This window comes from Ruegeria sp. BG6, assembly GCF_056538465.1.
In genome coordinates, this window is sequence record NZ_JBQFTB010000008.1 from 16,625 (window position 1) to 42,283 (window position 25,659).

Sequence of the window (25,659 nt, forward strand, 5' to 3'; positions counted from 1 at the left end):
GTAGTGTACGGTTTCACGTAGTTCTTTGGTCATCGTGTCATTCCAAGTGTTTCAGGGACAGAAGTTCTTGTTTCTGCATCTATCCCTAAAACCTATGAAAAATAAGTATGTGCAATGCATGTCCGGCATGCGTCGCGGGCATGACTTGGTTGCAGGATCTGACGGCCAACAGGGGTTGCTCCACGCTTTGCCTAACGAGTAGGTAACTGCCACAGATATGCAACGGCAGGAAAACGGCCAAGACCTGTGTTCAGTGTTTTTCGAATGGCTGTGAAAGCGGATTTGTTCAACCGGCACCAACCAGTTGAATGCCAGCCCAGTTCCCGGGATGCGCCAACGGGCGTTCGCGGTGATCTTCGCTGGTGTCCTGTATTAGCGCTTCGATTTCCTGACGCAGTGCTTCGCTGCGGACCCGGTTGGTCGAGGGCGTTACAACCTCGGTGATCAGGCGGGATGTCAGATCATCCCGAACCGGCCAGTGAGTCACCAGGAGGTTCCTGGCACCGGCAAAAAAGAATGCACGGGCCAGCCCGGACAGCCCTTCCGCCCCGGGTTTTGCCCCCGCCGCGGTGTTGCATGCGGACAAAAGAACCCATTCTGTATCCAAGGACAGCGTGGCCGCCTCGGATGCGGTCAAAAGTCCGTCAAACTTGGGGCTGCCCGGCGAAGGCGGGGGCGAAAGCGCCAGGGCAGGCTCGTCCAGATTGTCGAAATCACCGGATATCAGCCCGTGCGTTGCGAAATGCAGAACGCGCGTCTGGCGCAATTGCCCGGAAGCGTCCAGTTTTCTGAGTTCACTTTCGTTGGCCCGAGATCCAAGAAAAACGGAATGTTCACCGGCCCCAAACTGCGATGCCAGCGACAGGATCTCGGTCCGCGTTCCGGGTAATCTTGGCAGGTTTTTCAACCCTTCGCGCAGGTCCTGGGCCGATCTGTGAAGATTGCGGGTCTCCAGCCGCAGGGGTTCGGGTGTCCCCTGGAAATCGGGATCGCCGAACCCGACGTAACTGACGCGCGTGTCTGCCCGAGCCGTGGTGCTTGTGTTGTCTCGCAACACCAGTTGCAGGGAAGGGATGACACTCAGGGCGCGTTCGACGCCAAGCCAGCGCGTATTTTGAAGGGTTTTCGCCACGGACCCGAATTCCTTTTGAGGGGCGGTCGCCAGCGCGCCGAATGGCAGGCTCAGCAGCGAACTTTGCGGGGCAATCAGCCACCGCTTCTTCGGCGCGATTGTCTCTGAAATCTCCGGTGCGCCGAACAGGTCAAGAAACAGACCGTGGGCCAGTTCAATGTCAAACCTGCGTGTGCTGTCCTGTCGCGCGGAACCGGTGGGGTTAATGGGTGCGCGTGCCGCGACAAGGAACTCCTCGTTTGGGTTGATGGAACGGCGAAGGGCCGAGACTCGGGCTTCCAGCTCAGTTGCATCGAATTCCAATCGGGACCATGTGACGCCTTCACGGGTTACGGCCCAGACAAAACCGGGTCCGAAATGCGTTGAACGATCATTCCCACCTTCCGGAACGATCAGGATCAGCGCCTCGTCGTCATCAAGTTCGGCAACGCCACCCGGCAGGAAATCAGTCACCCGGACCACGTGCGGATTTATCAGGTCAAAAAACGCGGGAAAGGCATTCTGCAAGGCCTGCGTTGTTCTATCCAATCTGTCCGTCAGCCGATCAAGCGTATCGGGCGCGGCCACTATCGATGTCCCTGCGCCGGATGCGGCGGCAACGGCCTTGATCTCAAATGCCGCCAAATCGCGTTTGGCGCCAATCCAGTCGTTCAAAAAGGGCTCGACGCGGGCATTGTCTGCCGCAATGCGCCCGGCAGCCCGCGATATGGCAAAGGCCGAAGGCCCAAGCCCGATCGTTTGTGCTGCCTCGAAAGCATCCCGCGCCAACTGGTCAGCCTCGGCTCTATCCGTCTGTTGGGAAACCGCCCAGGACGCCTGAATAAAAGCCCACGCCGCGCGAGAGGCCTGTTCCAGCGCAACCCGCTGTTCGTCGGCGGTGAGGTTGCCGGTGCGGCGCAATCGATCTGCCAAGACGGAATGGGCGTGACGGGACAAGTGCAGTGCCTTGCGGAACGAACCCGAAGCCAGAGAGGATTCGGCCAACCGCAACCGGAACAATTGTGGCCTGACGGACGTCGGGCCGTATACGGTGTCCGCTTTGGGAACCATCCCCTCAAGCTCCTGTGCTGCTTCAAGTGGCAATCCGGCATCGTGAAGGGTTGAAGACAGATTGAACGCCAACCGCAATTCCTCAACCGGTCCGAAATGCGGGTGCGTACCAAGATGTTTGCGGATGTCACGCAGCAAAGCGATGGCGGCTTCGCTATCTCCGGCCTGTGCTTGAATGGCCGCAAGGTTTATGGCGGATTCTACCGTTCGGGGATGAGCAGCCCCGTACAATCCCACAAATCCATCAAGGGCGCGCTCCATCAACTCCCTTGCCTGCGCAACCTGACCGCTTTCCATCAGGTCGAGGGCAACATCGTTCATGGCAATCAACGTGTCTTCGCTACGCTCGCCATTGGTTTTCCGGGAAATCGCTAAAACGCGTTGGCGGATGGTTTGGGCATCCGCTAACCGCCCAACCGCCTCCAGCGCGCTGGCATAGTTTCGCATCGCCCGAACCGTATAGACGTGCTCCGGGCCTGCCGAGCTGATCATGAGGTCCAGATCCCGCCTGCGCAACGCAAGTGCTTCGTCCCCTCGGCCCAGTTTGGACAAAGCGTTTCCCAACATGATCCGCGCCGTCATTGTCTGAGGATGTTGAGGCCCCAGGGTTTGCTCATACGCATTCAGAACCTCGGTAAACAACGGAACAGCCTCAAGCATCCGGCCCTGACTCATGAGGCTGAAACCAAAATTGTTCTTGGCCGTCAGAACTCTGGGTGAAGTCGGACCCTGCCGGCGACTGAGGCCAGCGATAATTCTCGCGTTCAAGGCGTTTGCATCTTCAAAATGCGCCATTGTGTCCAGTGCCAGAGCCAGATTGACGGACCAGGACAGGACCTCGGCATTGTCTTCACCAAGCGTTTGGCCGCCTAGTTCCACCGCGCGTCTCAGAACCTGCTCGGCCCGCTCTGGCTGATTGGCGCGCAACAGGGTATGGCCCAGCATGTTCATGCGGGCCAATGTCTCGGGCGCCGTCTCGCCGTGGGTAATGTTTGACCCTGCGATTGACGCGTCGAGTATTTCGACCGCTTCTTGAAACCTGTTGAGATCCCGAAGGGTGGTTCCCAGATTGCTCATGGCCCGAAGTGTGGCGGGTGAGTTTGGGCCAAGATGCTTGCGGCGCGTCTGAAGAACCAAGCGATGCAACGGTTCCGCTTCATCGGGTTGCCCTAGAATATCCAGCACAACGGCCAGGTTTTCGGTTGTGTCGACCGTATTCGGATGGGTTGGCCCAAGGTTCGCACGATCCTGCGCCAGAGTTCTGCGCAAAAGCGCTTCGGCCTCGGCATAACGTCCCTGATTTGCCAGTTGTACGGCCAGTGCATCTTGCGGTCGGTCGGTTGCATATGACTGTGAAATCAGTGGCCCGGACCACACAACGGAAAATGCAATGACAATTGAAACAACGAAACCAAAACGCAACATGGACAGAGAGTGTAGCGTTTTGAAATGATTAGTCCATTGCCCCGCGGCGGACTGGTCAGGACAAGAGCAGCCTTCTGAGCTTGTCCGCCCCATCCTGCAAGGTGTTCAGGAATTTCTTCAAGCTTTCAAGATCGTGGCGTTGGGTGGGTGCGTGAACGGACAGTGTCGCGGCCAGCCTGTCCTGATCGTCGGTAACAGGCACGGCGACGGCGGCCATTCCCGGCATGAATTCCTCGTTGTCGGTGGAATACCCGTTTTCCGCAATGTGCCCGATCTCGGTGCGCAGGGTCTCGGGGTCCGTCAATGTCCGCTCGGTTTGCGGAAGAAGTTTCCGCGCTGAAAGAAAACCGTCCAGCGTGGCCTTGCGCAGGGTGGACAGATACATCTTTCCGCTGGCGGTACAATGGAACGGAACCTGGGTGCCGATCGGCAACTGAATGCGCAGCGGCCATTTGGTTTCGACCCGATCCAGATAGATCATCCCCTCGCGATCCGGGATCGCAAGGTTGCAGGTCTCTCCAATTTCGTCCGCAACCCCGCGCAGGATTGCTAGACGCGCGGTGCGCAGGTGTTCAGCAGACATTGTGTTGACGGACAGCCTGCGCAGACGTGGACCGGGCCCGAACGAGCGTCCGTCCAGATCGCGTTGCAGGAACCCCTCCGCTTCGGCTGTTTGCAGCAGCCTGTGAACCGTTGGTTTCGCGAGCCCCAGGGTGTCGATCAGGTCGGCCGGTTTAACAGCAACGCCGCGCTTTGCGACTTCTTCCAGGATGAGAAGCAATCGCAGATTTGTCGGTATCTGAGTTTCTCGTTCCGAAGTTTCCGTCTCGACCATCCCCATACATTCTATTTGTTTGGCAGCAGGATCAAGGCCAGATCAGGCACCAGAGATACCAATATCCAGACGGACAGCAGCGCGACCAGATAGGGCACGGTGTAACGCAGCAGCCGGAAATAGGGCACGCCCGTCACGCCTGACGCGACATAAAGGTTCAGGCCATATGGCGGCGTAATGAACCCGATTGATGCGCCGACAAGGAAGATCACCGAGAAGTGGATGGGATCAACGCCGACCGATGCCGCAATGGGTGCCAGAATTGGCGCGAGGATGATTGTCACCGGAAGGCTCTCCAGCACCATGCCCGAGAAAAAGACGATGACCATCGAGGTGAACAGCACCGCATGGTACCCGCCCATCGAGGTCACGAAATCCCCGATGGTTTGTTGAGCGCCAAGCAGCGACAGGATTTGTTGCATGACGACCGAAATGGCGATCAGCGGTGCCAGTATCCCTGTAATTTGCGCGGAGCGGATTACGATCGATGGGATTTCCGGGATCGTGAACCCTTCGACGACCATCATTTCCGCATAGCTCTTGTCCGTCGGGGAAATGTCGTCGCGCGCACCCATGATGCGGTTGATCGGATAGCTCACCAGACCGGCGATGACGCAGAAGCCGACGGTTACACCCGCCGCCTCGGTCGGAGAGAATTTTCCGGTGTAGATGCCCCACAGCACCAGCCCGATTGCAAAGAAACCCAGCCAGGCACCAAAGGCGGTTTTCAGAACGCGGTTCAGTTGCAGCGGGATCAGATGGCCCCAGCCGTTGATGCGGCAGATGATCCAGCAAGCGACCTGCATTCCGATAACCATCAGCGCACCGGGCAGGATGCCGGCAACGAACAGTTCGGAAATGGGCAGGTTCATAAGGAAGCCATAGACAATGAAAATGATCGACGGCGGAATGATGATCCCGACCGTGCCGCCTGCCGCTGCCGTGGCGGCGCTGAACCGTTCGTCATACCCGCCCTTGACCATCTCGGGGTGCAGCATCGATCCGATTGTTGCCGTCGTCGCCGAGTTCGAGCCCGAAATCGCGGCGAACAGCCCGCATGCGCCAAGCGAGGCCATCGCCAGCCCCCCGCGTATCCAACCCAGACAGGCATATGCGAAATCGCTCAGCCGTCGTGCGATGCCCGACTTGTTGATCAGATCGCCGGTCAGAATGAACAGCGGCATCGCCAGAAGGGCAAAGCCCTTGTTGAACACATTCAGAAGCTCGGCCCCCATGTTGTCGAGTGTCAGACCCAGAACAAATGAACAGCCTATGACCCAATAGCCGATTACCAGCAATACCGGCACGCCCAGCATGAACAAGAACGTCACGCCCAGTGAAATCAATGTAACCCAGGTTCCGTCTGCCATCAGTCCGCCCCAATCACGGCTTGCTTGATCAAGGGCTCGCCGGTTTTCCAGTTGTGTAAATCGTCCGCCAGATTCTGAAACACGCGGCCGACCATCAGAAAGAACGACAGTGGCGCTGCAAGCAGGAACCACCACTGCATCACGTTGTCGGTGCCAAGCACGATCTGGAAGTTCGAAGCCGACAGCGCCACCAGCCGAGATGTTGTTACGATGACGATCACCGCAAAGATGAACCACAGGATCGCATCCAAGATCAGACAGGCCAGTTGCCCACCGCGCGGCATCGAGGTGCGGAATTCGCTGAAACTCAGATGCGTGCGCAGGCGAACGTTGTAGGACGCGCCGAACCACGCCATCACCATGAACAGCAGCGGCGGAATGGTTGTGGACCACGGCTCCTGATCGTTGAACACAAAGCGGTCGATCACGCCCCAGAAAATGATCAGCGCAATGGCCAGATAGGAATAGACCATGACCGACCGTTCCAGTTGGCGTTCAATGAAGGGAACCTTTCGATAGATCGCCATAACGATAAGACCGCCCAGGGCAGCGACCACGGTCCCTACCACCCATGTCGCGTCAGACTGCAGCGCAGACTGAATCTCGAACGAATCCTGGCTTAGAATGGCGCTGAATATTGCGCCAACATCGGTCCAAAATGACATGAACCCCGTCCTCCCAGTCGGTGTTTAGTGGAACCGGCCCGCGTGGGGCCGGTTCGGTAGTGTTATCACGCTTCGCCTTTCCACCAACGGCGTGGCTCGACATTTTCCGGCAACATGTCCGCCGGAATCTCACGCGCGATGTCGTAGATTTCCTGATATGTGTCGATGCCGCCGGCCCATTTGTTCAACCGCTCGCGCCACTGTGCCCACGGATCGGGGTTGAAGTTCGGAGCGCACATCTCTTCGGCCAGTTTGATCTGATCGTCTGGCAGGAATGCGGGGCGGACACCGTTTTCGGCAAAGATCGTCCCCGGCAATTGCGGGTCCGAGAACCCGACGGTGTTCAGCAGCGCGGCTTCGTTTGCGCCCTGAATCAGTGCCTGGGTGAAGTAGGATGATTCCATAACCGCGTCCTGCAGTTCGCCGCCCAGGCTGTCAAAGACCTTTGCGGACATCGAGGTATGTTCGGTGCCGCAGAAGAACTTGAGGTTCACGGACTGTGACACCACTGGCGACATGTTGGCGTAAGCCACCGCCGAAGCCCAGGTTTCGGCGCCGTCGATCAGCCCGGTCTTGAGCGCGTCCAGCGTCTCTTCCCATGCCACCGGCACGGGGTTCAGGTTCAGCAACTGCATCGCAATGCGGCCGAGTTGAGTTCCGGTAACACGGTTCTTGGTTCCGAAAAGTTCCTCAAGCTTGGTGACTGTCGGCTTGTCCGAGAATGTCGAACCCATTTGCAGTCCGCGCAGTTCACAGTGGGTGAACAGGAATTTCAGACCGTGCCGTTTTTCCAGCGGGTCCCGCAGAATGCGCTGACTGGCCGGGCTGTAGAAGAAATGATACTGCGCCGCGCGGCTGGGGAACATATAGGCATAGTCCAGCACGTTCAGATAAGGTGCGCCGCCTGCCGAGTTCTGCGTTGAAGCCGCGTAGATGTCGACGATGCCCTGCTGGGTTTTTTCCACACAGCTCAGCTGACCGCAGATCTGGTTGTCGCCGATGAACTCAACACGAATCTCACCATCGGTCCGTTCTTCCAGGTCGCGTGCAAACTCGATGGCGCCTGCGCGCTCGATCAAAAGGTTGCGGGTGTTGAACCCGGCAGCGCCGAATTTCAGGGTGTGTTTGGGTTCTTTCGAGAACCGTTTTTCATAGTTCGATTCAGCGGCCTGCGCCAGATTCGCCAGGCTCATCGCGCCACCGAACCCTCCTGCTGCCAGCAGTGTTGAGCTCATGCCGTATCGGCCCGCCACGCGGAAGAAATCCCTCCGTGATATTCCGCTTAGTTTCCGACCAATCTCCATCTTTTTCCTCCCGATGAAAAATTATTGAGACGTTTTGTATCAAAAAATGCTAGTATATTTGATGCAACTTGCATAGACTTTTTTTAATTTCGCTAAGAGGAGACGGTTATGGAGGTGGATTATGCAGTTGTCGGGGCGGGCTCTTCCGGCTGTGTCATCGCCAACCGTCTGAGCGCCGATTCCGGTACGTCCGTTGCACTTCTCGAAGCCGGTGGGCCAGACACAAATCCGTGGATTCATATTCCGGTCGGCTATTTCAAAACCATGCATAACCCGTCGGTGGACTGGTGCTACCGGACCGAGCCAGACGCGGGTCTGAACGGTCGGTCAATCGACTGGCCGCGCGGCAAGGTTCTTGGGGGGTCGTCCTCGTTGAACGGTTTGCTCTATGTGCGCGGTCAGAAAGAGGACTACGACCGCTGGCGGCAGATGGGGAATATCGGCTGGGGCTGGGATGATGTCCTGCCATTGTTCAGGCGCAGCGAGGACCAGGAGCGCGGAGAAGACGATTTTCATGGGGTCGGAGGCCCGCTTGCCGTATCCAACATGCGTATCCAGCGCCCGATTTGTGATGCCTGGGTCGCTGCCGCGCAAGAAGCGGGCTACCCGTTCAATCCGGACTACAATGGCGCGCAGCAGGAAGGTGTCGGCTATTTTCAGCTGACAACGCGCAACGGACGCAGGTGCAGTTCGGCGGTTGCGTATCTGAAGCCGATCCGGAACCGACAGAATCTGAAGATCATAACGCGCGCCCTTGTAACGCGCATCAAGCTGGAAGGAAAACGCGCGGTCGGTGTGGTGTATCGGGACCGTTCCGGTGCCGAAAAGACTTTGACCGTACGGCGTGAGATTATTCTGTCTGGCGGCGCGATCAATTCCCCGCAGATTTTGATGCTGTCAGGTATAGGCGATCCGGACCACCTGAGGGAAAACGGGATCGAACCGCGACACGCGCTGCCCAAAGTGGGGAAAGGTCTGCAGGATCACCTGCAGGCGCGGCTTGTGTTCAAATGTAACGAACCCACTTTGAACGACGAGGTGAGGAACCTGTTCAATCAGGCGCGAATAGCCTTGAAATACGCGTTGTTCCGTGCCGGCCCGATGACAATGGCCGCCAGTTTGGCGACAGGCTTTCTGAAAACGCGACCAGAAGTTCAGACGCCCGATATTCAATTCCATGTCCAACCCTGGTCGGCCGACAGCCCTGGCGAGGGCGTTCACCCGTTCTCGGCATTTACCATGTCGGTCTGCCAACTGCGCCCCGAAAGCCGGGGAGAGCTGCGTCTGAATGGCCCGGACCCGTCGAGCTATGTCAAGATTTTCCCGAACTACCTGTCGACCGAGACGGATTGCCGAACCATTGTCGATGGCGTCAACATTGCGCGCACCATCGCCAAGGCAAACCCGCTTGCGTCCAAGATTTCCGAAGAGTTCCGGCCATCTGCCGATCTGGCCATGGACGATTTTGACGGAACGCTGGATTGGGTCAGGTCCAACTCGGCATCGATTTACCATCCGACAGGCACTTGCGCGATGGGAGTATCGGATGACGCCGTCGTTGATCCGCAGCTCAAGGTCAGAGGCATTGAAGGCCTGCGGGTGGCTGACTGTTCCATCATGCCCGAAATTGTCAGCGGAAACACAAACGCACCTGCGATCATGATCGGCGAAAAGGCCAGCGATCTGCTTTTCGCGGCAAGGTGAATCCCGGCCCTCGACGAAACCCAGTCGTGTTTGGGCATTTCCAAACGCGCCAAACAAGAACGTTCACGTTCCAAGGGTGATCCGGCGCGACCCTGAGTGATCTTCACTTCGCATCTTGAATATTTCATTTTTTGAAGTATACCGCGCCCAACCTATCCGAGGGCACCGAAATGACCGAGACGGTCGAACCATCAACGCAGAAATACAGTCCTGAAATTCAGTCGATGATGGGCGTCTACGCGCTGTATTGGAAGCTGGAAGAAAGCATCGATCTGTTGCGGACCGATCTGAGCCATCAGGAATGCCACATGCTGATCAAGCTGGAACAGCCCAAGCGGATGGGCGTTCTGGCACATGACATGTTATCTTTGCCCTCTACGATAACCGCGACCGCGGATTCGCTGGCCAAGGCCGGGTATCTGGTTCGACAGCGCGATCCCGAGGACCGCCGCGCTTGGCTGCTGGTTCTGACCGGGCAGGGCGAAGACGCCCGAAAACAACTTGTGACCGAAGCCGGGGAACTGTTTCGCCGCGCCTCGGGGCTCAATGATGAAGAAACCGCTGAATTCGCGCGATTGGCGCAGAAGATCCGCGAAACCGTCCTGAAAACAGGCATACCCGAAGGTTTGAAGAAATGAAGATCCTGTCAACTTTGGCTCTTGGCCTGATCGTGCTGGCGACGTCGCTGACCGCACAGCAAGCCCCGAAACCGGTGAAACTGCTGTTGGTCAGTGAAACGTCACCCGGCTTTTCGCGACAGTTCTTTGGCCGGGTCGCGGCCCGCCAAACGGTCGATCTGGCCTTTCAGGTGGCCGGACAGATCATCGAGATGCCCGTCACCGAAGGTCTGGTTATTCCGAAAGGCGGGCTGATCGCCAGACTCGATCAGGAACCGTTCGAGCTGCAGCTCAACCGCGCCCGACTGCAAAAGGATCAGGCCGACCGCACGGTTGCACGCCTGTCCCGGCTCAGGGGGACCACGGTCAGTCAGGTGGCCCTGGATGATGCGGATACTAACGCGCAGCTGGCGGCAATTGCCACACGTGACGCGGAATACGCGCTTGAACATGCGACCCTCACGGCCCCCTTCGACGCGCTAGTTTCCAGCCGCACGGTCGAGGCATTCACCACCGTTTCTGCCGGAACGCCCATCGTACGTATCCACGACATGTCGGAACTGCGGATAGAAGTCGATGTGCCCGAAATCCTGTTTCAGCGCCGGGGCAGTCAGGATGACGTGACGATCACTGCCAAATTTCCCGCCAGCGATGAAGTCTTTCCGCTGCAAATTCGCGAATTCGATGCTGAAACGTCCAGCGTCGGTCAGACGTTCCGGATCAACTTCGGACTGACACCGCCGGAAGGCATTCAGGTTCTTCCCGGCTCGTCGGTAACGGTAAACGTGCAGGTTCAGGATAATCAAACCGGCATCGTCGTCCCGCCGACCGCCATTGTTGCGGATGCCGAAGGTCGTCTGGGTGTCATGCTGTTTTCCCCGGCGGGCGCGGACGAAGGAACCGTGCAGCGCGTGCCGGTTGAGATCGAGCCCACCCAATCGGGGGATGTGCGTGTCGTGTCCGGTCTTTCCGACGGGGACGAAATCGTTGTGGCTGGCGGTAACGCGCTGAGTGACGGACAGGCGGTGCGCCGCTTTGCCGGGTTTGCGAACTGAAGGGCGGACCGATGAACATCGCGCGCGCATCCATCGACAGGCCGCTTTACACGTGGCTCATCATTCTCGTCGCACTGTTTGGCGGTATCTGGGGCTTTTTCTCGCTCGGAAGGCTGGAGGATCCGGCCTTTACCATCAAACAGGCCGTCATTGTGACAACCTATCCCGGCGCCACCGCCGAGCAGGTTGCATTGGAAGTGTCCGAACCGCTGGAATCGGCCATCCAGCAAATGGGCGAGGTGGACACCATCACCTCGGTCAACCGCCCCGGACAGTCCCTGATCGAGGTCGAGATCAAGTCGACCTATGACGGCAGCGAGCTGCCGGATATCTGGACCCAGCTTCGGGCCAAGGTCAGGGACGCCGCCCGAGGATTGCCGCAGGGCGTGGACCAACCATATGTGAACGATGGCTTCGGCGATGTGTTCGGCCTGTTCTATGCGGTGACCGCCGAAGGTTTCTCGGACGCCGAAAAGCACGAACTGGCCACTTACCTTCGACGGGAGTTGCTGACCGTTGACGGGGTTGCCGATGTCGAGGTTCAGGGCCTTCCCGAGGAAGCAATCTTTATTGAACCTGACCTCGCCATTTCCGTAAACCAGAACGTACCGTTGCAGGCGATCAACGAAGCGATTGCCAACGCCAACTCGGTCAACGCATCTGGTTCACTGCGATCCGAGAACAACCTGACCACGTTGCTGACGGCCGAAGGGTCGGACAGTGTATCCGCAATCGCCGGTTTGTCGGTCGGCTCTCAGGGGCACGTGATCAACCTGTTCGACATGTCAGATGTCTATCGCGGCCGCCAGAGCGATCCCGACCTGATCGTCCGTTTTGACGGCGTCGAGGCGTTCACGCTTGGGATTGCGGGTCTGGCGACCGAGAACATTGTCGAAGTCGGCAAACGCGTTGACACCAAGATGGCAGAGCTGGATCCGAACATCCCCTTTGGTGTCGATATTCTTCCAATCTACCAGCAACACGTCGTGGTTGAACAGGCGTCCAACGACTTTCTGGTGAATCTGGCGATGTCGGTTGCGATCGTGGTTGCGGTGCTAGGCCTGTTCATGGGGTGGCGCGCCGCAATCGTTGTCGGCAGCACGCTGTTGCTGACCGTCGTGGGCACGGTTCTGTTCATGTCGATGTTCTCGATCGAGATGGAGCGGATTTCGCTTGGCGCGCTGATCATTGCGATGGGGATGCTTGTCGACAACGCCATCGTTGTCGCCGAAGGCATGCAGATTGCCATGCTGCGCGGTAAAAACTCGCGCGATGCTGCAGACGACGCGGCCTCCAAAACCCAGATACCATTGCTTGGCGCGACTGTGATCGGAATCATGGCCTTTGCCGGCATCGGCCTGAGCCCCGATGCTACAGGTGAATTTCTGTTTTCGCTGTTCGCAGTGATCGGAATTTCGCTGCTGCTGAGCTGGGTTCTGGCGCTGACCGTCACTCCGCTGTTGGGCCACTACTTTTTCAAGCAGGGTAAGGAAGGCGAAATCGACGCCTATGGCGGTTTGCTGTTTCGGATCTATGGCACGATCCTCAGAGCAGCGCTCAGGTTCCGCTGGCTGGTTATCATTGCGCTGGTTGCAGTGACGGCAGCCTGTTTTGCGGGCTTCGGACTAATGAAGCAGCAGTTTTTCCCGAATTCGAACACCCCGCTTTTCTTTGTCCATTACAAGCTGCCGCAAGGCACCCCGATTGCGCGGACGTCCGAGGATCTGGCGCAGATCGAGGACTGGCTAAGCAAGCGCGACGATGTGGTCTCGGTGGCGACCTTTGTGGGGCAGGGGGCGACCCGTTTCATGCTGACCTATTCCGCTGAAAAGCCCAATCCCAGTTACGGGCATATGATCATACGTACGGAAACTCTGGACGATATCCCGCAGCTTCAGGCTGACCTGGAAGAGTATGGCATGGCGTTGTTCCCCGAAGGAGAGTTCCGCACCAAGCGGCTGGTCTTCGGCCCCGGCGGCGGTGATCCGATCCAGGCCCGGTTTTCAGGCAGCGATCCGATGGTGCTCCGCCAACTCGCCGAAGAGGCCAAGCGGCGCATGGCTGATGCTTCGGACAGTGTCATCGGCGTTCGTCACGACTGGCGCGAGAAAGAACTGGCGCTTCAGCCAATCTACGCAACCGAGCGGGCGCAAACCGCTGGTGTGACGCGCGAAGACGTTGCGGCGACACTTTTGTTTTCCACCGATGGCATCACCGGCGGAGTGTTCCGTGAACGCGACCGCCTGATCCCGATCATCCTGCGCAGACCTGTTGATGGCGACTATTCCGTGGTCGATCAGGTTGTCTATTCAACGCAGGCCGAAAAGTGGGTGCCAATCGAACAGATGGTCGATGGATTTGAGTACAAAACCCAAAATACCCGTGTACATCGCCGAAATCGTGTCCTTACGATAACCGTCGGTGCCGACATTCCGCCGGATATGACAGCCGCGCAAGTGCACTCCGAGGTGCGCGAAGCGATCGAGGCAATGGAAATTCCACCCGGATACAAAATGGAGTGGGGCGGTGAATACGAGAACTCGCGCGATGCTCAGGAAAGCCTTGGAAAACAATTACCGCTGAGCCTGCTGATTATGGTGCTGATATCGGTGTTGCTGTTCAATGCCATCCGCCAGCCTCTGATCATATGGCTGCTGGTGCCCATGTCCGTGAATGGTGTGGTGATCGGCCTTCTGGGTACCGGGTTGCCCTTTACGTTTACCGCGTTGCTTGGGCTGCTCAGCCTGTCCGGGATGCTTATCAAGAACGGGATTGTGCTGGTCGAAGAAATCGATCTGGTCCGCGCGACCGGAAAGCCGTTGAAAGACTCGATCATCGAAGCGTCGATTTCGCGCTTGCGCCCTGTCATTCTGGCCGCGATCACCACCATTCTAGGAATGGCACCCTTGTTGACCGATGCGTTCTTTGTGTCGATGGCGGTCACGATCATGGGAGGCCTGGCCTTTGCCACAATCCTGACAATGGTTGCCGCGCCGGTCCTTTACGCGGTGTTTTTCGCAAGGGATGAACGGCAAGAGGTTGCAGCGGTCGCTGCCTAGGTTGAGAAATCAGCCAGGTTGACCGCGCCGTTTTGTACACGTCGCCCACCCCAAATCCACAGGGTTTGGGGTGGGCGACGTTGCAAATCCACACCCGCAAGTCGAAGGTAGAGCGATCGTACTTCGATTGAGATTTGTGGCCGGAAAACGCGACCGTGAAGACTATGGATGGCAAAACCCGATTGTTGGTGATTGTTGCGCCAAGTTTCAATTTGTCCGCAACCATGAGCTTTATTGACCCGTTTCGTGCGGCAAATTACCTGGACGGACGGTCCTATTTCAGTTGGGAATTTGTCTCAGAATCCGGTGGGTATTGCACCTCAAGCAATGGTGCAGGGATTGAAACCAGGGCGATCGATCAAAGCGCTGCAGGTCAGCGGGATATCGTGATCGTTTCGACCAGCTGGACCCCGGAAAAACACCTGACGCCCAAGATCGGCAATACGTTGCGCGGTTGGGCGCGAGGTGGCGTAACGCTGGGTGCACTGGATACGGGCGCGTTCATTCTTGCGCAGGCCGGATTGCTTTCCGGTCGCCGGGCGACTGTTCACTATGAACATATCGACGCATTTCAGGAACTGTTTCCAGGCGTGGAAGTTGTTGAGAACCTTTACGTTTTAGACGGCAACCGGATCACATGCTGCGGCGGCAGTGCTTCGGTGGATTTTGCGCTGCAGATATTGCAGGGCATTCACGGCAGCGCGCTGGCCAACGCGGCCGCCAGATACATTTTTCACGACCGCTTGCGGGGCCCGGCTTCGATGCAACAACCTGAAGGCAGCGAGCCTTTAGGGGCGGTTGTTCCGGCGACGTTGAAATCTGCGATCCAAATCATGGAGGCACATCTGGAAGAAACGGTGTCTATCCCCGAGATCTGCAGACGCGCGGGTGTCTCGCACCGTCAACTTGATCGGATGTTTGCCACCTTTATCAAGAAAACTCCGGCGCTTTATTATCGCGATATCCGGCTGGACCGGGCGCGGGGGCTTGTGACGCAAACAGAAATGCCGATTTCCGAGATTGCAATGGCGTCGGGGTTTTCCAGCCCGGTGCATTTCAGCCGCTCGTACAGAGACAGGTTTGGCTTGCCGCCCAGTCAGGATCGGATCGAAGGGCGGGTCCCGTTTGAATACCGGGCTTGGCCGATGCATCGCAAGCCCAGGCAGCCTTGAAGCACAACTCTGTGGATGGCGAAAATAGTCATTTGAGAGGCGAAAAAAGTCAACAACGTGAATTGATTTCAAAGGATCATACGCATCGCAAGCCAGCCCCCCGGACCGCGCGGGTCCGAAATCTTGGAGTCACTAATGAACGAGCTGCCAACCCGAGAACAATTCGAGCATATTTCCGATGGATTCAGCCCAGATCCATTCAACACAAGCTCGTTGAAGGCCGAGGCCTATGTTGATCCGGTTTGGCATCAGGTGGATTTGAATGAAATCCTTGCCAAGACATGGCAATGGGTTTGTCACGTCGAGAAGCTGCGCGCGCCAGGATCTTATGTGACGGTTGAAATTGCCGGTCGGCCCATTGCCATCGTGCGCGACCGCGAGGGGGAATTGCGGGCATTCTACAACGTCTGCAAGCACCGCGCGCATCACCTGCTGTCGGGTGAGGGGGAAACGACCCGCATTATGTGCCCCTACCACGCCTGGGTTTACAAGCTGAACGGCCAATTGGTGCGCGCGCCCGAAACGGAAAACCTGACCGGGTTCAGCACCCGGGACATTTGCCTTGATCAAGTGCAAGTCGAAGAATTTGCAGGTTTCGTTTATGTCAACCTGGACCCCCAAGCGCGCCCCCTGCGCGAAGTGTCGGGCAACCTTGAAACGGAAATTCGCCATTGGGCCCCGGAAATTGAACAGCTGACTTTTGGCCATCGCCTGACCTATGACATCAAGTCGAACTGGAAGAACGTCGTCGACAATTTCCTTGAGTGTTATCACTGCCCGACCGCGCATAAGGATTTTTGCGATCTGGTGGATATGGACACCTATAAGGTTACAACCTATGGCATCTATTCCAGTCATATGGCCGATGCAGGCAAAGGCGCAAACTCTGCCTATGACGTGTCGAATGCGTCTGTGCGTACTCATGCCGTCTGGTGGTTGTGGCCCACCACCTGCCTGATGCGTTACCCGGGCCGGTCATCGATGATCGTGCTGAACATTATCCCCGTGGGACCTGACCGCACGCTTGAGACCTATGACTTCTTCCTCGAAACTCCGGAACCGGACGAGGCAGAGCAGGAGGCGATCCGCTATCTCGACGAGGTTCTGCAGCGCGAAGACATCGATATCGTCGAAAGCGTTCAGCGTGGGATGGGTACGCCTGCCTTCACGCAAGGGCGTATCGTTCATGACCCGAGCGGCTCGGGCAAGTCCGAACATGCGGTGCATCACTTCCATGGGCTGGTTCTGGACGCTTACGCAAGGGCCGCGCCGTGACACGGCCCAACATCGTTGTGGTCATGGCCGATCAACTTGCCCCGCATTTCTGCCGGGCTTACGGCCACCCTACGGTCAGGACACCGAACATCGATGCGCTGGCGGCACGCGGTATGCGGTTTGATGCGGCTTACTGCAACTCTCCTCTGTGTGCGCCGTCCCGCTTTGCCTTCATGTCTGGGCAGTTGATCAGCCGGATTGCGGCCTATGACAATGCCAGTGAGTTTCGCGCTTCGGTCCCGACGTTTGCACATTACCTTAAGGCGCTGGGATACCGAACCTGCCTGTCAGGCAAGATGCATTTTGTCGGACCGGATCAGAAACACGGATTTCAGGACCGCATTACAACCGACATCTACCCTGCCGATTTCGCCTGGACACCAGATTGGGAAGCCCCAGACGAGCGGATCGACAAGTGGTATCACAATATGCAAACGGTCAAGGAAAGCGGCGAAGCCATCGCGACGTTCCAGACCGATTACGATGATGAGGTCGAGTTCGCAGCCCGCCGCTGGCTGATTGACCGGGGCCGCGATCGGGCGGCCGGGGACAAAGCGCCGTTCTGCCTGGTCGCCAGCTTCATCCACCCGCATGACCCCTACGTTGCCAAGCCTGAATGGTGGAACCTGTATACGGATGCGGATGTTCCGATGCCGGACACCTCCCTGACGCCCGAGGAACAGGACCCGTTCTCGCGCAGGGTGATGGACGGAATCGAGGCGAGCTGTGTCTCTCTGACGGATGAGGAGGTGCGCCGCGCCCGCCGCGCCTATCTGGCCAATGTCAGCTATTTCGACAGCAAGGTCGGGGCGATTGCGAAGGCGCTGGAAGATATACGCGAACTGGACAACACTATCGTCGTCGTGACCGCCGATCACGGGGATATGCTGGGCGAGCGGGGGTTGTGGTACAAGATGAACTTCTTCGAGCATTCTGCCCGCGTCCCACTGATTATGGCCGGGCCGGGTGTTGCGCAAGGGACAGCACTCAACGCCTGTTCGCTGCTGGACCTGCTGCCGACTTTCGTTGAAATCGCTGGGGGGCAAGAGGAGATGTTTGGCGAACCGGTGGATGGTCGTTCACTCATGCCGCTGGCCCGCGGCGAAGCAGATCTCATCGACGAAGCGATCGGTGAGTATTGTGCAGAGATGACCCCTTATCCGGTCTTCATGATTCGGCGCGGGCCGCTGAAATACATCCATTGTGACCCCGACCCACCGCAACTATACGACCTGTCCGTCGATTCACTGGAAACGGTGAATGTCGCGGACGATCCGGCTTATTCCGCCCATTCTGCTGCCTTCGCCGCCGAAACCGACCAGCGCTGGGATAGTGAAAAGCTGCGTGCGGATATCATCGCAACACAAAAATCCCGTCATGCGCTTCATGCCGCGATGGAAGCCGGGGCGGGTGAGGCCTGGGATTACAATCCGCCGCGCGACGCTTCTCAGGAATATGTGCGCAATCACATGGACTGGACTGTTGCCGCGGCCAGATACCGCTTTTCACCTTTGAAGGAGAACCAAGAATGATGCTGAAGGGCAAAACCGCGCTGGTCACAGGCGGTCGAGGCGGCATCGGGCGCGCCATCGTCGCCCGTTTTCTGCGAGAAGGTGCACGGGTCTATGCGGCTGACCTGACGCCCGAGGGATCGTTGGCCACCCATGACGGCGACGGCAGCGCTTTCGTCAAACTCGACGTCACACAGGAGGAGGATGCTGTTGCGGCTATGGCGCTGGTCGCCGAAAACGCTGGCCAGTTGGACATTCTGGTCAACGCGGCTGGGATCGAGATCGAAAAGACCATCGAACAGACCACTCTGGAGGAATGGAACCTGTCCTTTGCCGTCAACGTGACCGGCACCTTCCTGACGTCAAAACATGCCCTGCCCCTGATGCGAAAAGTCACTGCCGCCGGGACGACGGCATCGATCATCAATTTTGGCAGCTACGACGGCTTCATCGCCGACCCGGGACTGGCGGCTTATTGCGCAACAAAGGGCGCGGTTCACGCCCTGACCAGGGCAATGGCCTGCGACCACGGGCCCGAAGGTATTCGGGTCAACGCAATCTGCCCGGGCTATGTCGACACACCCATGCTGCAAAGCTTTTTTACCGGCGACGGTTCGGGTGGCGGCGGCAAAACCATCGACCAATTGCAGAAGGCGGTCCGCGATGTGCATCCGATGCGCACCTATGGCACGCCGGACGACATCGCCAACCTGGTCAACTGGCTGGCATCGGACGAGGCGCGCTATGCCAGCGGCCAGCTTTGGGTTCTTGACGGAGGGCTGAGCGCGCAGGTCCAGCAGATGAAACTATGAGTGAAGCGTTGGGATACGAAACGAGAAACCCGTTCTTTGGTGCTTGGAAATCGCGATGTGGGGCAATCATCCGGACCGCTCCATCGGCTAAACTGGAAATCAACCGGGACGGCGCCGAGATCGTGCGCAGCGCGATGTTAGGGCCTGTCGGAACACGTCCGCGTGGCAAGGCAATGGTGGCGAACTGATGCGGCTGGCTGGAAAAAGAGCACTTGTGACCGGTGGCCGCCAAGGCATCGGGCGCGGGATTGTCGAGGCCTTTCTGCGCGAGGATGCGACGGTTTCGACCTGCGGGCGTGGCCCGAAGCCCGAAGGGCTGCCAGACAGTGTCACTTGGTACCCGCTGGACGTCACGGACGCCGCTGCCGTCGAGGAATTGGCCATTGCGACGGACGGGATGGATATTCTGGTCAACAATGCCGGCGTTCAGGTCGAAAGAACGGTGGCTGACAGCACCGACGCTGACTGGGATACCGTGATCGGGACAAATTGCCGGGGCGTGTTCAATATGTGTCGCGCATATATCCCCCGAATGCCCCAAGGCGGGTCGATCATCAACATCGGCTCGATCTCGGGGCAGGTCGCGGATCCTTCGATGGCGCTTTACAATGCGTCCAAGGCCTTTGTGCATGGGCTGACCCGGTCGATTGCCGTGGATCATGGTCCCCGAATACGCTGTAACGCAATCTGCCCGGGCTGGATCGAAACGGGCATGTTGGATGCAGGTTTCGACCTTGCATCAAACCCCGAGGCCGCGCGGCAGGATGCGCTTGCCCGACATGCGATGCGCCGTTTCGGCAAGCCCGAAGACATCGCTAGCATGGCGGTCTGGCTTGCCTCGGACGAAGCGAGTTTCGCCACAGGCCAGTTGTTTACCGTGGATGGCGGCATGACCGCCGCATCCCCTCTCAATCCGGGATTGTTCTGATGGAGTTCAAACACACGGCCTGCCTTGGCGGCGGGGTGATCGGCGCCAGTTGGGCGGCCTTGTTTCTGGCATCCGGCCGTTCGGTCGCGATGTTCGACCCGGCCTCCGATGTTGAGCGTAAGGTGCGCGACTACATCGAAACGGCGTGGCCCACAATGACCGAGCTTGGATTGACCCAAGATGGCACGCCCGACGCGATCACCTTCCATACAAACGCGGCCAGCGCGGTCGAGGGCGCGGGTTTCGTGCAGGAAAACGTACCTGAACGGCTGCCGGTCAAGCATGAAACCTTTTCCGTGATCGAGCCCGCCCTGGCCCCCGGTGCAATTGTCGCCAGTTCGGCGTCCGGCCTGACTCTGAGCCAGATGCAGCCCGGCTGGAAGGATCCCTCGCGCTTTGTGCTGGGCCATCCGTTCAATCCGCCGCACCTGATCCCCTTGGTCGAAGTGTTGGGAAACGAAAAAACGGCCTCCGGGGTGGTCGAGACTGCGCAGGGATTCTACGAAAGCGTTGGAAAAACAACGATCCGTTTGCGCAAGGAAGTGCCCGGTCACGTGGCCAACCGTTTGCAGGCGGCCATTTGGCGCGAGGCCGTTAGTCTGGTTGTCTCGGGAGTGGCTTCGGTCGAGGATGTCGACAAGGCCGTCTGGGCCGGTCCCGGGCTCAGGTGGGCGGCTATGGGGCCGACCATGCTGTTCAACCTTGGGGCGGGTGAAGGTGGGCTGAAGGCGTTTTGCGATCACTTCGCCGATACGTTCAACGGCTGGTGGGACGATCTGGGTCAGATCCATCTGTCCGATCAGGTCGCTCAACAATTGACCGAGGGCGTTCAGGCCGAAGCAAGGGGCATGACACCGGGCGAGTTGTCGCAAAAACGCGATGCTTTGATTGTGGCAATGCAAAAGTCAATTGTGGGGATGCGTTGAGGAACCGGGTCGTTTCGCGCCGATGTCATTTGACCGCCGAACCGGTGAAGGTGCGGGGCCGTGTCGAGTTAAATCCAACGGTTTTACAACTGGCCAGCAGAAAGCGCAGAAGTCACAGGAAACCTCATAACAAACCTTCGTTAAACAATTAATTGCGCTGGCCTGTTGGTAGATTGGACCATCATACCCGCGCGTATATCTGGTCGATCTGTCTGTTGGCACCCGAAACTGTTTCCGAAACCGAACGTCATTCTGCGTGACATTAATTTTCGAAAAAATCAAATTTGAGTGCCAGGACTCGACCCAGAACCAACGGCAAGTCCCGCCCACGAAATGGCAGTGCGACCAGCTTGTCACGAAACGCTGGCCAGCGACGTTTAACGGTTTTTGAGCGCAGAGCGCAGAGCGTCACCCAGTGCGCCGTTCTGCGCGTTTCCGCCTGAGCCCGGTCGCTGCGTGTTGCGGTGTTTTGGTTGACCGCTGGCCTTTCCCGCGCCGCGCGAGGTTTGGTCCTGACGCGCAGAGGCGCCTCCGTCCTTGCGCATGGTCAGACCGATCCTTTTGCGGGGTACGTCGACCTCCACCACACGAACCCTGACGACCTGACCGGTCTTGACGATCTCGTGCGGGTCTTTGACAAACCGGTCGGCCAGCTGGCTGACATGCACCAGCCCATCCTGATGAACGCCGATATCGACGAATGCCCCAAAGGCCGCAACGTTGGTGACGGTCCCTTCCAGCATCATGCCGGGTTTGAGATCAGTGATGTCTTCCACCCCGTCGGTGAATGAGGCGGTCACAAAGCTTGGGCGCGGGTCGCGTCCGGGCTTTTCCAGCTCGGAAAAAATGTCCCGTACCGTCGGCAGGCCAAAGCGGTCGTCGACGAATTGCTCGGCCCGCAGACCTTTCAGGGCGCCGTCATGTCCCATGATTTGCCGAATGTCACGTCCACATGCGGCCACGACGCGGCGCGCGACGTCATAGGCCTCGGGGTGGACCGAGGACGCGTCCAGCGGGTCGGCCCCGTCGCGGATACGCAGGAAGCCCGCACATTGTTCGAAGGCCCGCGGACCAAGGCGGGCGACATCCAGCAGCTCTTTGCGAGACTGAAACGCGCCATGCAGGTCGCGGTGCATCACAATCGCTTCGGCCAGCCCAGGCCCCAGACCGGAAACATGCGACAGCAACGGGGCCGAGGCCGTGTTCAGGTCGACGCCCACGGCGTTCACCACATCCTCGATCACGGAATCAAGCGATTGGGAAAGGCGGTACTGGTCGACGTCGTGCTGGTACTGCCCGACACCGATCGATTTCGGCTCGATCTTGACCAATTCGGCCAAGGGGTCCTGCAGTCGCCGGGCGATCGACACCGCGCCGCGTAGTGACACATCGAGGTCGGGAAACTCCCGCGCGGCCAGTTCCGATGCCGAATAGACCGAGGCACCGGCTTCCGAGACCACAACCTTTGTCGGGGCCTTCACCGTCTTCGGCAAAAGGTTCAGCGTGTCAGCTACCAATCGCTCGGTCTCGCGGCTGGCAGTGCCGTTGCCGATCGCAATCAGTTCGATCTTGTGGGCCGAGATCAGGTTCAGGATTGCAGCCTGCGCCCCGCGCAGATCGTTTTTGGGCTGGAACGGATACAAGGTATCCGTGGCTACCACTTTCCCGGTTGCATCCACCACAGCCGCCTTAACGCCGGTACGAATTCCGGGGTCCAGACCCAGCGTTGCGCGTGCGCCGGCAGGCGCCGCGAACAGAAGGTCCTTGAGGTTGCGGGAGAACACCTGAATGGCCTCTTCCTGCGCCCGGCCGCGCAGGTCCGCCATCAGTTCGACCATCATCGACAGTGACAGTTTCACCCGCCAGGTCCATCCCGCCACCTTGCGAAGCCATTTATCTGCCGGCCCATCGCTGCGTGTCTGCAGATGTGCGGCCACAATCGCTTCGGCCCGTGTTGCGCCGGTTTCGGGTTCGGGCGCGATGTCCAGCGTCACGATCCCCTCTTTCGAGGCGCGTAGCATTGCCAGCGCGCGATGCGAGGGCACTTTGGACCACAGCTCGGAATGGTCGAAGTAATCGCTGAATTTCGCGCCTTCCTGCTGCTTGCCTTCAATCACCTTTGCGCTCAGCACTGCCTCGCGTTGCATGAAGCTGCGCAGTTCACCCAGCAGCGAAGCATTTTCGGTCAGGCGTTCAGCGATGATGTCGCGGGCACCGTTCAGCGCGTCCCTGGTTGTAGGTACCGCATCGCTCACAAAACCTTGGGCCAGGGCTTCGGGGTCGGCAGAACGGTCGGCCAGAATGGCATCGGCCAGCGGCTCCAGCCCGTTTTCGCGGGCGATCATCGCCTTGGTCCGACGTTTGGGTTTATACGGCAGATAGATGTCTTCCAGCTGCGCTTTGGTGTCGGCTTGCGCGATGGATTTGGCCAGGTCTTCGGTCAGCTTTCCCTGATCCTTGATCGAGTTCAGGATGCTGTCGCGGCGGGTATCCAGTTCGCGCAGATAGGTCAGGCGGTCCGACAGAACCCGCAACTGCGTATCATCCAGCCCGCCCGTCGCCTCTTTCCGGTAACGGGCGACAAAAGGCACGGTGGCCCCTTCGTCCAGCAGCTTGACCGCTGCGCCCACCTGTTCGGGACGCGCGTTGATCTCGGTAGCGATAGTGCGGGCGATGCGGTCCAATGAGGCCTCCTGAACTACGGTTGGAAGGACTTCTTATCCAGCGCCGCCCAAGAGGGGAAGAGGTGAAAACGACCCGCCTCTACAGTTACAACAAAGCCTGCAAATCGTCGTACAGGTTTTTGGAGATTTCGACATACCCGCGTGCAGTATTGCGGGCGCGGGCCGCAAATCGCCGCTGCGACGGCAACCGCGCGCCCTGATCCAGAATGTCGGCAAAAAGCCGTTCGGCCCTTGCGTCGTTCTCCTGCGTTTTGCCGCCGCTGAATTGATCGGGGTCAAATGCCAGAATGATCTCGCCGTGATAGGGCGCACCGCCCGCGCCTTCGGCAAACGCCATGCTTTCCAGACTGGTCAGGTCGTCGATCAGGGGACCGGCCAGCAATTCGATCATGATCGACAAGGCCGACCCCTTGTAGCTGCCGAAGGTCAGCATGGCACCGTCCATGGCCGCCTGAGGATCGGTGGTCGGATTGCCGTTTTTGTCGATGGCAACGCCCTCGGGCAGCGGTTTTCCTGCCCTTCTATAGAGTTCGATTTCACCGCGGGCAAAGGCGCTGGTGGCGAAATCGAAGGTGAACGGATCTTTTCCTGACCGGGGCCAGCTGAAGGCCAGCGGGTTGGTGCCCAGACTGCCGCGTGTTCCGCCTGCCGGGGCGACCCATGAATGGCTGGGCACCATCGCCATCGCGGCAAGCCCGGCCGATGACAGGCGTTCGACTTCGGGCCAGAGCGCAGAGAAGTGAAAGCATCGATTGATCGCCATCGCGGCGATACCGTGGGTCCGGGTCTTTTCAATCAGAACCGGCAAGGCCTGCTGAAACGCCAGCAGCGACATGCCGCCCTGGGCATCCACGCGAACGATCGCGTTTTTCGATGTGGTCAAAACCGGCGCGGCATGGCCATCGATCTTGCCCGCCTGCATCGTCTCGGTACACATGAACAGGCGAAACAGCCCGTGCGACTGGCAATCATCGATCTGGCAAGTGGTCAGCATGTCTGCGATGGCCGCTGCGTGGGCCGATCCAAACCCGGATTTTATGAGTACGCTCAAGCTTAGCTGCCGGATTTCGTCCAGATTTAGTTTGACCATATCGCTCATGCCTGTCCCCTGTGCCGGTAATTCAGCACAAGGGATAGCGTGGCAACCCAGCGATTGAAAAGCGGGATTTCGGTTCAGCCCTGCGATTCAGATTGCAGATAGGCGATGAGATTGGTGATGTCGGTCCGGTTCTTCAGGCCGGGAAACTGCATCCGGTTGCCGGGAACGGTGTTTTTCGGATCGGACAGAAACGCGCTGAGCGCGTCTGCCGTCCAGACAATTTCAGAGGTCTGCAAGGGGCCGGAGTATTTGAAACCGTCGCTCCGACCCGCTGTCGCGCCGATGATCCCGTGCAGCGAGGGGCCGACACCGTGGCGGCCCTCTTGCAACTGGTGACAGGCCTTGCATTTGCGATAGACCTTTTTGCCCGCCTTGATATCGCCCTCGATGGCGGCGAGGGTGACCGGGGCCGAGGGCCCTGCCTCGACCTTTTTGTCGTCCTTGTTGAAGATCAGTCGCGCGGTGATCGGCACGGTTCGGGTAATGCCCGGCAGGTCCGCCAGTTCCATCAGCGTATCGATCCCGGCGTTGACGCCTGCATCTTCCGTGCTGAGGAAAACCATATCGTTGGTTGAGACCATGACCGAAGTTTCGGACAGGCGCGCCACGAACATTTCGGCATCGAACGCGACGTCCGTGCCTGCCAGCGACAAGATGGCCTCGGCATCGATGGTGGTGGTTTCGCCAACGCCAAGCCCCGAGACCTCATCCATATCGAACTGGGCCGTCAGCGTTGCGATTCCGGCTTTGCGAAACACGTATTCGATCATCCGTTCATTTCGAATGTCGATATTCGTTTCGACTGAAGACAGGTCGATCTTAATGTCCGCCTTGCCATCCGGGCTGACGTGACCGCTGAGACGGGTAAAGCTGTTGACCTCGCCCACGGTGTCTTTCTTGATCGAGCCATATGCCAGGTGCGAGCCTTCCGGGGCCAGTGTCCAGCTGTCCGCCAGCGCCGGGCCTGCAACAATTGCCGACGCAATCGTGACTGCTGTAAGCAGAAGTTTCATTTCTTTCCTCCTGAGTCTGTGTC

Annotated in this window: 19 protein-coding genes; 11 read left to right on the forward strand and 8 right to left on the reverse strand. The window is 58.6% G+C overall.

What is annotated here, in order from left to right; all coding sequences use genetic code 11:
- Nucleotides 1-286: 286 nt before the first annotated feature.
- From ACR0JW_RS14675 to ACR0JW_RS14695, 5 genes are all read right to left on the reverse strand, one after another.
- Entirely contained in the window at nt 287-3,607 is a 3,321-nt protein-coding gene (locus ACR0JW_RS14675; RefSeq protein ID WP_480714118.1) for a tetratricopeptide repeat protein, read from the reverse strand.
- Between the two features lie 55 nt (nt 3,608-3,662).
- A complete protein-coding gene (locus ACR0JW_RS14680) occupies nt 3,663-4,442 on the reverse strand; it encodes an IclR family transcriptional regulator (protein WP_170681176.1) in 780 nt (259 codons plus the stop codon).
- A gap of 11 nt (nt 4,443-4,453) precedes the next feature.
- Nucleotides 4,454-5,812, reverse strand: a complete 1,359-nt coding sequence (locus ACR0JW_RS14685; RefSeq protein WP_170611430.1) for a TRAP transporter large permease — start codon at nt 5,810-5,812, stop codon at nt 4,454-4,456.
- The gene (locus ACR0JW_RS14690) at nt 5,812-6,477 is read right to left on the reverse strand and encodes a TRAP transporter small permease subunit (RefSeq protein ID WP_170681178.1); all 666 of its coding nucleotides are present in this window, start codon (nt 6,475-6,477) and stop codon (nt 5,812-5,814) included. The genes ACR0JW_RS14685 and ACR0JW_RS14690 overlap by 1 nt, the downstream gene beginning before the upstream one ends.
- A gap of 65 nt (nt 6,478-6,542) precedes the next feature.
- The gene (locus tag ACR0JW_RS14695; RefSeq protein ID WP_170681180.1) at nt 6,543-7,781 is read right to left on the reverse strand and encodes a TRAP transporter substrate-binding protein; all 1,239 of its coding nucleotides are present in this window, start codon (nt 7,779-7,781) and stop codon (nt 6,543-6,545) included.
- A 108-nt stretch (nt 7,782-7,889) separates the two neighbouring features.
- Here ACR0JW_RS14695 and ACR0JW_RS14700 point away from each other — a divergent pair, with 108 nt between their 5' ends.
- From ACR0JW_RS14700 to ACR0JW_RS14750, 11 genes are all read left to right on the forward strand, one after another.
- Nucleotides 7,890-9,485, forward strand: a complete 1,596-nt coding sequence (locus ACR0JW_RS14700) for a GMC family oxidoreductase N-terminal domain-containing protein (RefSeq protein ID WP_170681182.1) — start codon at nt 7,890-7,892, stop codon at nt 9,483-9,485.
- 170 nt (nt 9,486-9,655) lie between these two features.
- The gene (locus tag ACR0JW_RS14705) at nt 9,656-10,123 is read left to right on the forward strand and encodes a MarR family winged helix-turn-helix transcriptional regulator (protein WP_480441606.1); all 468 of its coding nucleotides are present in this window, start codon (nt 9,656-9,658) and stop codon (nt 10,121-10,123) included.
- Entirely contained in the window at nt 10,120-11,157 is a 1,038-nt protein-coding gene (locus tag ACR0JW_RS14710; RefSeq protein WP_480714119.1) for an efflux RND transporter periplasmic adaptor subunit, read from the forward strand. Before ACR0JW_RS14705 ends, ACR0JW_RS14710 begins: the two co-directional genes overlap by 4 nt.
- Before the next feature lie 11 nt (nt 11,158-11,168).
- On the forward strand, nt 11,169-14,216 hold the full coding sequence (locus ACR0JW_RS14715) for an efflux RND transporter permease subunit (RefSeq protein WP_170681185.1): 3,048 nt from the start codon (nt 11,169-11,171) through the stop codon (nt 14,214-14,216).
- Between the two features lie 164 nt (nt 14,217-14,380).
- Nucleotides 14,381-15,388: a GlxA family transcriptional regulator gene (locus ACR0JW_RS14720; RefSeq protein WP_170681480.1), complete on the forward strand. Its 1,008-nt coding sequence runs from the start codon at nt 14,381-14,383 to the stop codon at nt 15,386-15,388.
- Nucleotides 15,389-15,523: 135 nt separating this feature from the next.
- On the forward strand, nt 15,524-16,663 hold the full coding sequence (locus ACR0JW_RS14725; RefSeq protein WP_170681194.1) for a ring-hydroxylating oxygenase subunit alpha: 1,140 nt from the start codon (nt 15,524-15,526) through the stop codon (nt 16,661-16,663).
- Nucleotides 16,660-18,195, forward strand: a complete 1,536-nt coding sequence (gene betC / locus ACR0JW_RS14730) for a choline-sulfatase (RefSeq protein ID WP_480714120.1) — start codon at nt 16,660-16,662, stop codon at nt 18,193-18,195. Before ACR0JW_RS14725 ends, betC begins: the two co-directional genes overlap by 4 nt.
- The gene (locus tag ACR0JW_RS14735) at nt 18,192-18,986 is read left to right on the forward strand and encodes an SDR family oxidoreductase (RefSeq protein ID WP_170681197.1); all 795 of its coding nucleotides are present in this window, start codon (nt 18,192-18,194) and stop codon (nt 18,984-18,986) included. Before betC ends, ACR0JW_RS14735 begins: the two co-directional genes overlap by 4 nt.
- The gene (locus ACR0JW_RS14740) at nt 18,983-19,174 is read left to right on the forward strand and encodes a hypothetical protein (protein WP_170681199.1); all 192 of its coding nucleotides are present in this window, start codon (nt 18,983-18,985) and stop codon (nt 19,172-19,174) included. Before ACR0JW_RS14735 ends, ACR0JW_RS14740 begins: the two co-directional genes overlap by 4 nt.
- Nucleotides 19,174-19,914 carry an SDR family oxidoreductase gene (locus tag ACR0JW_RS14745; RefSeq protein ID WP_170825030.1) on the forward strand — a complete coding sequence of 247 codons (741 nt, stop codon included), beginning with the start codon at nt 19,174-19,176 and terminating at the stop codon, nt 19,912-19,914. Before ACR0JW_RS14740 ends, ACR0JW_RS14745 begins: the two co-directional genes overlap by 1 nt.
- Nucleotides 19,914-20,840, forward strand: coding sequence for a 3-hydroxyacyl-CoA dehydrogenase NAD-binding domain-containing protein (locus ACR0JW_RS14750; RefSeq protein WP_480714121.1), 927 nt, complete (start codon nt 19,914-19,916; stop codon nt 20,838-20,840). Before ACR0JW_RS14745 ends, ACR0JW_RS14750 begins: the two co-directional genes overlap by 1 nt.
- A 377-nt stretch (nt 20,841-21,217) precedes the next feature.
- Here the strand turns inward: ACR0JW_RS14750 and ACR0JW_RS14755 are convergent, their stop codons facing one another.
- From ACR0JW_RS14755 to ACR0JW_RS14765, 3 genes are all read right to left on the reverse strand, one after another.
- Nucleotides 21,218-23,524: a Tex family protein gene (locus ACR0JW_RS14755; protein ID WP_170681205.1), complete on the reverse strand. Its 2,307-nt coding sequence runs from the start codon at nt 23,522-23,524 to the stop codon at nt 21,218-21,220.
- Between the two features lie 85 nt (nt 23,525-23,609).
- On the reverse strand, nt 23,610-24,623 hold the full coding sequence (locus tag ACR0JW_RS14760; protein ID WP_480714122.1) for an Ldh family oxidoreductase: 1,014 nt from the start codon (nt 24,621-24,623) through the stop codon (nt 23,610-23,612).
- Nucleotides 24,624-24,697: 74 nt separating this feature from the next.
- Nucleotides 24,698-25,636 carry a c-type cytochrome gene (locus ACR0JW_RS14765; RefSeq protein WP_170681209.1) on the reverse strand — a complete coding sequence of 313 codons (939 nt, stop codon included), beginning with the start codon at nt 25,634-25,636 and terminating at the stop codon, nt 24,698-24,700.
- Between the last annotated feature and the right edge of the window lie 23 nt (nt 25,637-25,659).

Coding starts and splice junctions, on each gene's coding strand:
- ACR0JW_RS14675 (WP_480714118.1), bottom strand. CDS start 3,607: ATGTTGCGTTTTGGTTTCGTTGTTTCAATTGTCATTGCATTTTCCGTT.
- ACR0JW_RS14680 (WP_170681176.1), bottom strand. CDS start 4,442: ATGGTCGAGACGGAAACTTCGGAACGAGAAACTCAGATACCGACAAAT.
- ACR0JW_RS14685 (WP_170611430.1), bottom strand. CDS start 5,812: ATGGCAGACGGAACCTGGGTTACATTGATTTCACTGGGCGTGACGTTC.
- ACR0JW_RS14690 (WP_170681178.1), bottom strand. CDS start 6,477: ATGTCATTTTGGACCGATGTTGGCGCAATATTCAGCGCCATTCTAAGC.
- ACR0JW_RS14695 (WP_170681180.1), bottom strand. CDS start 7,781: ATGGAGATTGGTCGGAAACTAAGCGGAATATCACGGAGGGATTTCTTC.
- ACR0JW_RS14700 (WP_170681182.1), top strand. CDS start 7,890: ATGGAGGTGGATTATGCAGTTGTCGGGGCGGGCTCTTCCGGCTGTGTC.
- ACR0JW_RS14705 (WP_480441606.1), top strand. CDS start 9,656: ATGACCGAGACGGTCGAACCATCAACGCAGAAATACAGTCCTGAAATT.
- ACR0JW_RS14710 (WP_480714119.1), top strand. CDS start 10,120: ATGAAGATCCTGTCAACTTTGGCTCTTGGCCTGATCGTGCTGGCGACG.
- ACR0JW_RS14715 (WP_170681185.1), top strand. CDS start 11,169: ATGAACATCGCGCGCGCATCCATCGACAGGCCGCTTTACACGTGGCTC.
- ACR0JW_RS14720 (WP_170681480.1), top strand. CDS start 14,381: ATGGATGGCAAAACCCGATTGTTGGTGATTGTTGCGCCAAGTTTCAAT.
- ACR0JW_RS14725 (WP_170681194.1), top strand. CDS start 15,524: ATGAACGAGCTGCCAACCCGAGAACAATTCGAGCATATTTCCGATGGA.
- ACR0JW_RS14735 (WP_170681197.1), top strand. CDS start 18,192: ATGATGCTGAAGGGCAAAACCGCGCTGGTCACAGGCGGTCGAGGCGGC.
- ACR0JW_RS14740 (WP_170681199.1), top strand. CDS start 18,983: ATGAGTGAAGCGTTGGGATACGAAACGAGAAACCCGTTCTTTGGTGCT.
- ACR0JW_RS14745 (WP_170825030.1), top strand. CDS start 19,174: ATGCGGCTGGCTGGAAAAAGAGCACTTGTGACCGGTGGCCGCCAAGGC.
- ACR0JW_RS14750 (WP_480714121.1), top strand. CDS start 19,914: ATGGAGTTCAAACACACGGCCTGCCTTGGCGGCGGGGTGATCGGCGCC.
- ACR0JW_RS14760 (WP_480714122.1), bottom strand. CDS start 24,623: ATGAGCGATATGGTCAAACTAAATCTGGACGAAATCCGGCAGCTAAGC.
- ACR0JW_RS14765 (WP_170681209.1), bottom strand. CDS start 25,636: ATGAAACTTCTGCTTACAGCAGTCACGATTGCGTCGGCAATTGTTGCA.